This is a genomic window from Butyrivibrio sp. MB2005, from assembly GCF_000424285.1.
GTDB lineage: Bacteria > Bacillota > Clostridia > Lachnospirales > Lachnospiraceae > Butyrivibrio.
On sequence record NZ_AUJP01000021.1, the window covers coordinates 48840 to 61004 of the forward strand.

A 12165-nucleotide genomic window follows, 5' to 3' on the forward strand; every position below is an offset into this window, starting at 1 on the left:
AAAGTGCTAAAGCAAACTTGTGTTGTATCATAGCATATTATTTTTTTAGTGTCAAAATAAAAAAGCTGCCTCCATGCCATTTTTAGCAATGCGACAGCTTTTCAGATTTTCATATAAACAAATGTCCCTTATTACAGGAATTCTCCAAGTCTTGCAAAAATGATATCAGGCTCCACAGGCTTGGATAAGTGTGCGTTCATGCCGGCCTGAAGGCACTTTTGAACATCCTCGTCAAAAGCATTGGCGGTGAGAGCGATTATAGGAATACTCCGTGCATCCTCTCTATCCATTGCTCTGATTGCAACCGTAGCTTCAAGTCCATCCATTTCAGGCATTCTCATATCCATAAGAATCGCATCATAATACCCTTCAGGATGACTTTCAAACATTTCTACCGCAAGCTTTCCGTCCTTACCATGGTCGACTTCAAGCTTTTTCATGCTGAGAATTTTCATGATTATCTTAGCGTTGACCTCTATATCCTCAGCCAGAAGTATCCTCTTTCCGATAAGCGAAACAACATCCTTCCCCTTAGTTTCCTCGGCCTTCTTCGGTGTTTCATCTTCATAGACCCTGTCAGAATCTGTCAAAGTCACAGATACCACAAACTCCGTGCCCTCGTCCTTTTTGCTGCTGACAGAGATCTCGCCGTTTAGCATATCCACGATATTCTTGGTGATAGCCATTCCAAGGCCTGTGCTTCCGTATTTGTTGGTGGTGGAATCATCCTCCTGAGAAAAGGCATCAAAAATTCGCGGCAAAAAATCCTCATCAATTCCCACGCCGGTGTCTTTCATGGAAAACTTAAGAAGACTGTTGCCATTAAAATGAGTGGCTCTCATAACCGTGAAAATAACATCACCTCCGGGAGGCGTGAACTTCACGGAATTGCCCAGGATATTTATGATTATCTGCTCAAGCTTCATGGCATCGCCAATGTAATAGCGGTCAATATCGCCAATTATCTCCGACTTGTAATTAAGCCCCTTATCCCTGCACTGACTGCCTATTATGGTATCAATCTGATCAAAAAGCTTACCTAACGAAAACTCCTCATTCTTAATAGTAATCTGTCCCGATTCAATCCTGGACATATCAAGAATATCGTTGATGATATTCAAAAGATGCTCCGCTGAAGCACCAATCTGCTGCAAATAATCCCTTGTTTTATCGGATATATCAGGGTCGTCCAGCGCAATCTTATCAATACCTATAATGGCGTTCATAGGAGTTCTGATCTCATGACTCATGCTGGACAAAAATGCAGTTTTCGCTTTACTTGCCTGCTGCGCGACACTGAGAGCGTCGTTTAGAGCCTGACTATGCTCCATGGTCCTTCGCATCTCAGCATCCACATCGGTAAAGCCAACGCCAAGGGAATGAACCATGTGATCCTCTCTGTCCTCAACCCTTCTTACGCCTGCCATACGGATCATCTCATAGGATTCCCTGCCGTTTTTAATGCTGAGATACCTGTAAGCAATAAGCGACTCCTTAGTAAGTCTCTTTCTGATATTTTCAGGATCGATGAATTCCAAAAATTCTTCTCTGTACTGCTCCGTCACATGCTCGTGAGCATATTTTTCAAAGGTATCGCTAAAAACAAAGGTCTCTCCCTCTTTTAGACCGTTCTCCAACCTGGAATGAGATCTGTAACAGGTACCCTTGTCCTGATCAAGATTTACATAATAAACACTCCAGTAATCGGAAGCCAGGGCCGTGATCATGTTGTTGGCCTGCCTCTGGGCATGATCCATGTACTCTCTCAGGTGATCTCTGACAGAATGGATTTTTTTACCCAGCATCTGAATTTCATTCTGGGCATCACTGTCTGTAGTGCCTATTTCTCTCTTATCCTCCGAGATCGCAGCCCCGGAAGAAGCAGCCAGCTCTTTTGTGATATCATCAACGTCATTAGCCAGGTCATTAAGATCCGTCAAAAGCGTCTTAAAATATCTTCTTACATTTCTCATCACGAAGAATATTAGGAAAATACCAATGAACACAGTCAGCATAATATCTGTAAGGATAATACGGAAAAATCCCGCAATCTGATCCTCATACCAGGTGGCACTGAAATCCACCGCAACCACAACGGCCACATTTCCGTCAGAATCAAAAACAGGACTGTAAGCACTGTAAAACTTTCCCCAGTCATCCTCGTAGGGATGCATATCCACGGAAGCCACGCCCTTACTTGCACTGTAAAGGGCATCAGTATACACGATGGGGGATCCGAATTCTCCGGGATCTTCCACTGCGGGATCGATGGAAAAAACGAATTCCTTTTCCCCAACCTGCTTAATACAATAGATGTATTTAAGCTCCATGTTGTTTTGGAAAGCCCTAAGCTTATCCATCTCTCTTTCATAGGCTTCCGTCCCCTCGTCTTCAGCCTTGAAGCTTCCGACCACATCTCCATCCAGCATGGACGCAGCAGTATTAGACATATCCATCATTCTGCTGTTTATGAGAGTTTTGATGGCCCTCTGGGACTGCATTGTCAGAGAGACTCCCAAAAAAACATCTGCCACAAGCAAAAATAACGATACGCATACGATTATTTGTGTTGTAAGGCTAAGTTTCCTTGTTTTCATAAGCTGGCGTTCTCCGTTGTAAGAACCTCATTTAATGTAGCAATCAATTTAGTTATATCGATAGGCTTGGCAATATGCCTGTTCATGCCGGCATCCCGGGCAGCCTCTATGTCCTCTTTAAAAGCATTGGCTGTCATGGCGATAATCGGAATCTCAGATATTTCCTTATCTTCCATAGCGCGAATAGCCTTCGTTGCTTCATATCCGTTCATAACAGGCATCTGCACATCCATTAAAATAGCCTGAAAATATCCTGCTTCAGAAGCCTTCACCCTGTCTACGGCTTCCGCTCCGTTTTCCGCATGTTCTACCATAAAACCGAATTTCTTAAGAATGCGACAGGCAATCTCTCTGTTTACAGGCTGATCATCCACCACCAAAAGGCGAATAGTAGTGTAATCAAGCTTTGCCATATTAGCGGCTGCATCCTCTTCTTCCCTGATTGTTTCTTCATCCACCGTGGCAAAGCTGACTTCTACGATAAACTCCGTACCTTCACCCTTTTTGGAGTTAACAGTAATCGTGCCATCCATGAGATCCACAATACTCTTGGCAATAGCCATTCCAAGACCTGTACCCTGAATGCCCGTTACATCCTTATCTCTCTCGTATGCCACGAAAACTTTTTTTACAAACTCAGGGCTCATGCCCATTCCGGAATCCTTGACACTGATCCTGTAAAAAGCTCTGCTAGTCTCCTCCGACAGCTGCGTAAGAGTCACCCGTACACTTCCGCCCTCAGGAGTGAATTTGCAGGCATTACTGATAAGATTCAGCAGCACCCTGTTAAGTCTGTTGGAATCGCACATAACGTAGCGGTTCTTAAGGTTCACACAGAATACCGTGTAATCAATATCCTTAAGCTTCATCTGATTCGAGAAAAGATCCCTGATATCATCCATGGATTTTTGCAGGTCAGTCTCCACAATATCAAGCTCCATCTTACCGCTCTCAATGCGACTCATATCAAGAATATCGTTCACAAGAGCAAGCAGATGCTTACTTGATGCCTCGATCTTATCAAGATACTCAATGCCCTCAGACGGCATATTTTCAACATCCCTGGCAATTTCCGTATAGCCGATAATGGCATTCATGGGCGTTCTTATGTCATGGCTCATGTTGGACAAAAACGTAGTCTTCGCCTTGCTGTTTTCCTCAGCTCTTGCCTTTTGCACTTCAAGATTCCTCTCCCTGTGCATCATGGAATTGTATATTGAAAACATGATGAAAAGCGCAACGATTATAGTTACCATCTGCAGCATACTGTTGGTCTGCATGGAATCGTTCACTCTCTCAACCTGCGAAGCCATGTAATCCTCTGACTCAATTATCTCATTCAGAGTCAGAGTAACGCCGTGGTTAGACAGCTCCGTCTCATTAAAGTTATCGATATTCACCAAAACCTCTGCCGTGGTCTCCTTTGTAGCCTCGCGGAACCATAGCATAGACAGGAAAAATACCAGAAACAGCAAAGAAATCCACACTACCGTGGACCTGCCAAAGCGCCTGTTTTCATCTCTCATATACACCTGACGGAATGCCAAAAAGCCCAGCATACTCCAGATAATGAGGATCAGGTAGGATTCTGTTGCAAGCTCGCTGACAGACCAAAAGCCCGGCACAAGGAAATACATGGTGTATGCCAGGGAAATAAGAAAGCCTAAGAGTCCCGTAATTTTCATGGGAAGATAGTTTTCCTTCTTTGCCGTCCTATAAGCAGACCAGGATGTATAGGCATATGCCACAGTGGCGCCGATTGTATTAACATCCACGATCCAACCGATGGCTGTCCTTCCAAAAAGCGGAATCGGAATAGACACAAGGATAAGGATTACGAATACCTTTGTGGGAACGCCCCTCTCGTTTAGCCCTGCGAATCTTTCTCCAACTACCCTGTCCTTTGCCATGGAATAAACCAGTCTGCTGGCAGCAATAAGATTACCCACAAGTCCAGTCATGATGCCGCATACCGCAGCGATTCCAAGGATTGCAACACCCCTGCTGCCAAGATAAGTCTTTGCTGCATAAAAAGTAGGAAGCCCCTCAATTCCTGAAAACTTACCAAGATCGTTTATATAGGCTTTCCAGCTGATATAACCCTCAGGCAGGGCAGATGCTGCGATAAGAGCCAGAAGCGAATAAGCCAAAACGCCAGAAATCAGCGATATTATTATCACGGTTATGGACTTTTTCACATCAAAACGGTATTCCTCTACAGAGTGAGAAATGGATTCAAAGCCCACAAAGGCCCAGGGTGCCAGCAAAACTATGCTTCCAACCTGCTTTACGAAGCCTGAGTCATTTGAAAACTGCGGAGTCATACCGGCTATGCTTTTACCACCTGCTGAAAAAATATATGCAGCGCAAAATACGATACCACCAAGCAAAAGTATCGCCATAATTATCTGGACTATGGCTGAAAATCTGCCGCCGTAAATGCACACCACACCAGCAGCCACAAGGACTGCAATGCTCAAAAGTATCTCGCCAAAATAAACCTCAAAGCCGGCCACATTGTAATGAAAACCATACTGAAAAAGACTTCCGAAAAGATTTCTGAAGATAATAGGAAGAGCCGTTACATTGGCCCAGACTATCGCAATATAAACGAGCATGAGAAACCATGTGCTGATAAAACCATGGTCATAGCCCATGGTGTTTTTGGTGTAGGAATAGGTGCCGCCGCAATCAGGATAGCGCTTCATCATGTAAAAATAATTAACGCCGATAAGCAGCATAACAAGACCGCCTATGGACATGCCGATCACGGTACCCACAGGACCTGCCATGGGAAGAAATGTTGTTCCCGGCATAACAAAAGAGCCCCAGCCAACGCTGCATCCAAAAGCCAGAGCCCAGGCGCCAACAAGCGTAAGATATTGCTTTAATTTCGCATTATCATTTCCCACTTTTAGTCCCACCAACAATCATTAAGTCATGTTCCCTGAAAGCGCCCCATTTCACAGGAAAGAGTGCAAATATCGCAAAACTCCGTATCGCTCCAGTTCTTCTCTATTCTGTCTGTAACTACCTTTATGTCCTGTCTGTCTGCCTTGGTAAGAGCTATCATCACCTGATTTTTGCTGTATCTTGTTACAACATCACTCTCTCGTAATAGTCCGCTCACCATTTCAGTGAAGGCATCTGTAACTTCCTCTTCGCTTACTTCACCGTCAGCCTCTAAGGAATATAACAGCACATGGGCAGCGGTTCTGTAATTGGAAACCACTCTGTTCAAATACCTGTAAACATGCTTAAACTGCTCAGGAGTCAGAACCATGGCACCCTTCTTGGGACTTCTCTCACCCATCAGCATCATTGCAGCAGACAATCCCTTTGCATTCTCATTTGCATTCTTGGAACTATCATCTTCCTCCACGAAAATCTTGTAGCCGTGTTTTCCATGCTGTTTTACGTCATATAGAGCCTTATCCGCCTTCTTAAAAAGTGTGAGGAAATCCTTGCCATCTGCAGGTGCAAATACGCAGCCAATGGACGCCCCAAGAGGTATCGTCATATCTTCGCCCATAAGCTCCTTTGCAGAGCGCACAATCTCCTCGTTTATATAGGCTGATTTTTCCCTGATGATCTCTTCTTTGTTGATGTTTTTACAATAGATGATGAATTCGTCTCCGCCCATTCTTCCTGCAATATCCGTGGAGCGAATGGCAGAACAGAGTATCTGCGCAAAGCGGATCAGAACCTTATCACCCATGTCATGACCATAGATATCGTTAACAGGCTTGAAGCTGTCCAGATCTATCATCATCAGGGCTCCACCGGTCTTTTTACAGATTTTTTCTATCTCATCCCGGGATGCTTTTTTATTCAAAAGGCCGGTCATGGGATCTGTGCCCACTTCCTGCTTAAGTCCTTTTATCTGTTCTAAATTGGTGAAAATATTGGATATGCGCTTTAAAAGAACGTCCGCCCTGAAGGGCTTTCTGATATAATCAAGCGCACCTATTGAAAAGCCTTTGCTTTCTGTCTCACCCTTCTTATCAGCTGTCATGAACATGAAAGGAATATTTATCCCCTTTTCCTCCTGAACAATCTGACGAAGCCTGAACCCGTCTATTTCAGGCATTCGAAGATCAGACAGAACAAGGTCCGGCGATTCGCTTTCGATGATATCGATGGCTTCATGTCCTGAAGATGCACAAATTGTATTGTATTCGCTTGATAAAATGTTGTCGGTCATACGAAGAGAGACTATTTCATCATCCACAATCAAAATCGTGTGATCCTTCATCATGATCTCCTTCTACATGCGCATAAATGCTGAAAAGTAAATACAAAAAAGCCTGTGCCACTACCATAAATCGTACCATATACGTTTTGCCTAAAAAGAAAAAAACATATAAAAAAATATTAAATATCTATATTTTTTTGTATAATTATATTATGTACGGAATTTTCTAAACAGATAAGGAGAGACCGCAATGACAATAGATTCACTCAGAGCTTTTGGAGCAAATGTTGACGAAGGTTTAGAGAGATGCATGGGCATGGAGGATTTCTATATTGAGATGATCGAGCTCGGCATTTCCGATGAGCGTTTTGAGGATCTTGGAACCTGTTTACAGGAAGAAAATCTTGACGGAGCCTTCGAAGCAGTTCATGCCCTGAAAGGTGTTATAGGAAATCTTTCGCTTACACCCCTGTATGAGACTATAAATGAGCTCACAGAGCACCTTAGAAGCAGAGATAAAATGGATTATAAGCCCCTTTACGACAAGCTTATAAGTCAGAGAAAAGCCATCCAGGATCTTGGCTGAGCCCTGCTTTTATTCACACAAAATATTACTGACATAAGAAAGATAGAAAAATGTTTTATTGTATTGTTAACCCATCTGCCAGATCAGGAAATGGCAAAAATATCTACAGCAAATTCGAAGAGAGATGTAAAAGTCTCGGAATTCCCTATAAAGTAGTATTCACAAAAGGACCGGGACACGCCATGAGTGTGGTGTCCCGCCTTACATCTGATACACATCACAAGCTTGACGGCCCCTTAAACATACTTGTTATGGGCGGCGATGGCACATTAAATGAAGTTATTTCAGGAATCGCGGATTTTGATAATGTCAGAATCGGCGTTATTCCTTTGGGCTCCGGTAATGATTTTGTAAGAGACATGGGCCTTCCAAAGCGCACAGACGAGCTTCTTGAGACCATACTTAAGGGAGAAGTGGTACGTCAGATAGATGTGGGTAATGTTCACTACAACAATATGACAAAGACCTTCTCAAGGCTCCATGATGATAGAATCGCTGAGGACAGACGCTTTGATGTAAGCTGCGGAATAGGCTTTGATGCCGCTGTATGCGAGGAAGCCCTCTCCTCCGGCACCAAGAATTTCCTTAACAAAATCGGTCTTGGCAAACTGACCTACGGCTCCATAGCAGTGAGACAGATTGTCAACGCCATGCAGCCTGCCTGCGACATAGAAACAGATGATGGCACCAAGGTTCACATCAACCACTTCATATTCGCTGCTGCCATGATCCATCACTATGAGGGAGGCGGTTTTAATTTCGCTCCCGACGCAGACCTCTCAGATGGCTATTTTGAGCTGGTTGCCGCCGGTGATATCAGCATGGCCCAGACCTTTAAGGTGCTTCCCATGGCCTACATCGGTAAACACTACGGCCAGAAGGGCATCCACCACATTAAAGCCAAGGAAATCAGGATAAAGACTGAGCTTCCCCTGTGGGTACACACAGACGGCGAGGTACTTCTTAAGTCCAGCGACATAACACTTACCTGCCATCAGAAAAAACTGAGTATGCTCATGTAAAATATAGTAAAAACGCCCTATTATTTATAATTATTTAATGATTTTTAGTCACTTTTATGTTTGAAAAATCCTCAGCTTTGTTCTATATTACTTCATAAAGGTAACATTTTGTAATATCTATACTTAATAAGGTGTTTTTTTAAATGAAAAAAAGTTTATCGAAGTACTTTGACAAGCCTTGGACCAAAGAGCGTCAGCTTGAAACTATCAAATGTACGATATTCGTTCTCATATATGCGGTTATTTATTTTGTCTGGTTCTTCCATTTGGAGAACACAAATGCAGTACACTACACAGAGATACATGCAGCACTTGATGACAAAATTCCGTTTTTAGAGATTTTTATAATTCCATATCTTGGTTGGTTTGCATATTGTGCCATATTCTTCGTAATGTTCCTGCTTATGTATGACATGGAAGATTTCTTCAAGAATGCAGCATTCCTCTTTACCGGAATGACAGCCTTTTTGATAATCTCATCATTATGGCCCAATATTCAGTATTTAAGACCTGTGGTAATGCCCAGAGATAACGTGTTTACAGCTATGATCTCTCATCTGTATATGACAGATACACCCACTAATCTCTGGCCCAGCATCCATGTGTACAATGCCATTGGAACACATATCGCGGTTGCTAATTCAAGCAGATATGGCAAAGGCATTAAGCGTTTCTCACTGGTATTTAGTATTCTGATCGTGCTCTCTACAATGTTTATCAAGCAGCACTCAGTAATCGATGTACTTGGCGGAGTCCTCTTTGCAATCGTTATGAACCTTGTGGTTTATAAGAGCGAGCTTATCGTTAACGCATACGCCCGTCATGAAGCTAAGCTTAAGACCTACAGAATGTAACAAAAAATTAACGCCGGCAGTTAAATGCCGGCGTTTTCATATTAATCTTTTCTTTTTATCAGTTGAAGTTATACAGTCTCTGAGCAAGCTTGTAACCTGCAAGAGTGATCTTCCTTCCGCCCTTACCCGGCAGATAAACGAATACACCCTCGATTCTGTATCTGAGCTTGCAGTAAAGAAGCAGGCTCTTTTTCTTGATATAATTCATGAGTTCTTTTCTCTTCTCGAGATTCTCACTGGTTCCCGAAGCAAGCATAAGTATGGTGGAGATCGCAGTAATGATCTCAAGATAGTTGAACATGTAATGATGACGTTTCCTGTTGGACTTGATCATTCCGATGTTCTCAACATAGTAGTCAACCATGAGCTTATTTACACGGATCTGCTGATCAATTCGAGAGATCATGATCTGCTGATTAACGGACTGATCTGATCTTCCGATGTAGTAATAGTAGAAGTTCACATCCAGATAGTACATGGTCTTAACAAAAGGAAGCGGATTAAATACATAGATGTTATCTACATAGAAGCAGTGCTCAGGGAGCTTAAGTCCGCAGTCCTTAAGAAGCTTTGTTCTGAAAATAACGGAATGCATAAGAAGATAATGTCCGATGGAAACCCTCTTTACATCATCCCAGGTGAAAAGCTCCTCGATAGGGAACATTCGGTTATATCTCATAACCTTGTGTCTCTGCTCGCCCTCTTTGTTATATACGAAATTGCTGATAAGAAGATCCAGTCTGTCATTACCGCCCACGAACTCCTCAAGGGTAGTAAGAATTTTCCTGTATGCGATCTCCTTTACCCAGTCATCACTGTCAACAACCTTAAAATACAAGCCTGTAGCATTCTCAAGTCCTGCGTTTACAGCTGAGCCGTGGCCGCCGTTGGGCTTGTGAATAGCCTTACAGATAGTAGGATATTTCTCGGCATATTCATCTGCTATCTTGGCAGTATCATCCTTTGAACCATCATCTACTATCAGAATCTCAACATCCTCTCCTCCAACAAGAAGGGACTCAATGCACTTCCTCATATAATCCTGCGAATTGTAACAAGGAATTGCAATACTAAGTAACTTCATCTTCTCCCATATCTCCTTATAAAAATTTCTCTATATTAACTGCGAAGTCTTGATACTTCAAATCTCTGCTTCGTAAGAAGGCACTCTCTAAGCTCGGCGCATCTCTCATCGGGATCATCCCCGGGGATCTCGGTGTCAATCGCCATAGCCATCACATCTATCATCTCGTTTGTGACAACGGGTCTTAAGAGGTTCAGCACTTCAAGTCTTGCAGCACATGTATCAGCGTCAAGGAAACGAACCACAAGAGGATTCATGCCAAAATCCTCAGCCTCTTCCTCAATGGTGCGATTCATGTAATTACTGTTAACAGCACCTTCATCGGGAGTAACCACGTTAGACTTCTTTTCAGGTTCTTCTTTTTTGCCCCAATCTATGAGACTCTTTTTCTCGGGCTCTTCCTTCTTTTCGGGAACGATCGCTTTGGCTTCCTCCTTCTTCACAGGCGCAGCCTTCTTCTCCTCCACATGATCCATGGTATCTGCGGTGTCGTCATGTCCCGGTGTAAAAAGCTCGAAACGCATTCTCTGATCTGCGTTTGGATATTTCTCGTGATCCACCTCTGAAACAAACTCTGAAAGAGGACGGGAATAAACCGTAAACTCTCCGTATAAAGCCTGATAGATTACGTACTCCTCACCGGTATCAGCATCCCTTGCGATGGTGATAACCTGATATTTCCCACCCTTAAAGTGTCTGTATAATTCCTGTGGTAATGGTTTTCTCATAAGTCCATTATTCCCCCTTTGCAATTAGCATTATACCATATAAACCGATTACTCTGTTCTCGATGATGCCTTAATAATGATCATCTCGATACTTATTGTATGGTCAAGTTTTCCTGATTTAACTGCTGCGTCGCTCTCAAGGCACATATCAAGAGAAGCCTTGATGCCGTCTCTCGTATAGCCCTTTACCCAGCCTATATATTTGGAAGCTATAAAAGGCGGCAAGGACAGCGCCGATGCTATGGCATTCTGCGGGCGTCCCATCTCCGTCATCTCTTTTGTAATAAGAAGCAGATTAAACTGTCTCGAAATCAGCGCCAGAATCTGCTCAGGAGCTGTCTTTAATGCGATCAGCTCGTAGTAGATATCCATGGCCTTTTTCTGGTTCTTCTGAACGATGGCATCCGTCATCTCGAATATCCTGCTGGTAAGCCAGTTAGCGCAGATAGCATCAATATCCGCCTCTGTGACCTCGTCCCTGTCAATGCAATAGCAGATAAGCTTCTCCATCTCGTTGGCCATATTGGACATATCGGTGCCCACGCGATTTATAAAATATGCGATAGCTCTTGGAGAGATTCGTTTTTTCTCTGCACCGAGTCTTGATACGATCCAGCGACCAAGCATCTGCTCGTCAGGAGTATCGCAGCTTATATCAAGGCCGATCTTATGGACTGCCTTGTACATATCTTTTCTCTTATCAACAGCTGATTCCACAAAGAGAAAAACTGTGGTCTCTGATGGGCTTTTCAGATAGTCGGCAAGCTCAGGGCATCCGCTTTTGAAAAAGCCACTGTTTTCAATAATTATAACTCTTCTCTCTGCAAAAAAAGGAAGGGTCTCTGCCATATCGATTATCTCAAGAGGATTAAGATTGGCGCCTTCGTAATGCTGAAGGTTCATCTTATCTCCGCCGCCAAGCAGCGCCTTTTCAAGCTTGTCCCTGTTCTGGAGCCTTAGATAAGCCTCATCTCCGTAAATCAGATAGCAGGGCTTAAAGCTTCCGTTTGCTATATCTTCATTAATCTGTCTTTGCTTTACGGGATAATCCGTCGTCTTCTTTGCAGCCATACTATAATCCTAATACCCTTGCTTCATT

Annotated in this window: 9 protein-coding genes; 3 read left to right on the forward strand and 6 right to left on the reverse strand. The window is 43.3% G+C overall.

The window, feature by feature from the left end:
* Positions 1 to 131 precede the first annotated feature (131 nt).
* Genes G610_RS22250 through G610_RS0112290 form a run of 3 tightly spaced genes read right to left on the reverse strand, consistent with a single transcriptional unit; the run spans position 132 to position 6855 of the window.
* The gene (locus tag G610_RS22250) at positions 132 to 2597 is read right to left on the reverse strand and encodes an ATP-binding protein (protein ID WP_051197962.1); all 2466 of its coding nucleotides are present in this window, start codon (positions 2595 to 2597) and stop codon (positions 132 to 134) included.
* Positions 2594 to 5509 (reverse strand): amino acid permease, encoded by a 2916-nt coding sequence (locus G610_RS22255; RefSeq protein WP_051197963.1) that lies wholly within the window; start codon positions 5507 to 5509, stop codon positions 2594 to 2596. Before G610_RS22255 ends, G610_RS22250 begins: the two co-directional genes overlap by 4 nt.
* Positions 5510 to 5535: 26 nt before the next feature.
* Positions 5536 to 6855 (reverse strand): GGDEF domain-containing response regulator, encoded by a 1320-nt coding sequence (locus G610_RS0112290; RefSeq protein ID WP_081667446.1) that lies wholly within the window; start codon positions 6853 to 6855, stop codon positions 5536 to 5538.
* Positions 6856 to 7042: 187 nt separating this feature from the next.
* Here G610_RS0112290 and G610_RS20750 point away from each other — a divergent pair, with 187 nt between their 5' ends.
* The 3 genes from G610_RS20750 (at position 7043) to G610_RS20755 (ending at position 9254) form a co-directional block, all read left to right on the forward strand.
* Positions 7043 to 7378 carry an Hpt domain-containing protein gene (locus G610_RS20750; RefSeq protein ID WP_051197964.1) on the forward strand — a complete coding sequence of 112 codons (336 nt, stop codon included), beginning with the start codon at positions 7043 to 7045 and terminating at the stop codon, positions 7376 to 7378.
* Positions 7379 to 7428: 50 nt separating this feature from the next.
* Positions 7429 to 8400, forward strand: coding sequence for a diacylglycerol/lipid kinase family protein (locus G610_RS0112300; protein WP_026525044.1), 972 nt, complete (start codon positions 7429 to 7431; stop codon positions 8398 to 8400).
* A 143-nt stretch (positions 8401 to 8543) separates the two neighbouring features.
* Entirely contained in the window at positions 8544 to 9254 is a 711-nt protein-coding gene (locus G610_RS20755) for a phosphatase PAP2 family protein (RefSeq protein WP_026525045.1), read from the forward strand.
* Between the two features lie 58 nt (positions 9255 to 9312).
* Here G610_RS20755 and G610_RS0112310 read toward each other — a convergent pair whose 3' ends face one another.
* From G610_RS0112310 to holA, 3 genes are read right to left on the reverse strand one after another with little or no spacing between them, the layout of a single operon-like run.
* Positions 9313 to 10338, reverse strand: coding sequence for a glycosyltransferase family 2 protein (locus G610_RS0112310; protein ID WP_026525046.1), 1026 nt, complete (start codon positions 10336 to 10338; stop codon positions 9313 to 9315).
* A 35-nt stretch (positions 10339 to 10373) separates the two neighbouring features.
* On the reverse strand, positions 10374 to 11066 hold the full coding sequence (locus G610_RS22260) for a DUF1653 domain-containing protein (protein WP_051197965.1): 693 nt from the start codon (positions 11064 to 11066) through the stop codon (positions 10374 to 10376).
* A 48-nt stretch (positions 11067 to 11114) separates the two neighbouring features.
* Entirely contained in the window at positions 11115 to 12137 is a 1023-nt protein-coding gene (gene holA / locus G610_RS0112320) for a DNA polymerase III subunit delta (RefSeq protein ID WP_051197966.1), read from the reverse strand.
* Between the last annotated feature and the right edge of the window lie 28 nt (positions 12138 to 12165).

Excerpts from the sequence above, each read along its gene's own strand:
- G610_RS22250 (WP_051197962.1), bottom strand. The coding sequence starts at position 2,597 with ATGAAAACAAGGAAACTTAGCCTTACAACACAAATAATCGTATGCGTA.
- G610_RS0112290 (WP_081667446.1), bottom strand. The coding sequence starts at position 6,855 with ATGATGAAGGATCACACGATTTTGATTGTGGATGATGAAATAGTCTCT.
- G610_RS20750 (WP_051197964.1), top strand. The coding sequence starts at position 7,043 with ATGACAATAGATTCACTCAGAGCTTTTGGAGCAAATGTTGACGAAGGT.
- G610_RS0112300 (WP_026525044.1), top strand. The coding sequence starts at position 7,429 with ATGTTTTATTGTATTGTTAACCCATCTGCCAGATCAGGAAATGGCAAA.
- G610_RS20755 (WP_026525045.1), top strand. The coding sequence starts at position 8,544 with ATGAAAAAAAGTTTATCGAAGTACTTTGACAAGCCTTGGACCAAAGAG.
- G610_RS0112310 (WP_026525046.1), bottom strand. The coding sequence starts at position 10,338 with ATGAAGTTACTTAGTATTGCAATTCCTTGTTACAATTCGCAGGATTAT.
- G610_RS22260 (WP_051197965.1), bottom strand. The coding sequence starts at position 11,066 with ATGAGAAAACCATTACCACAGGAATTATACAGACACTTTAAGGGTGGG.
- holA (WP_051197966.1), bottom strand. The coding sequence starts at position 12,137 with ATGGCTGCAAAGAAGACGACGGATTATCCCGTAAAGCAAAGACAGATT.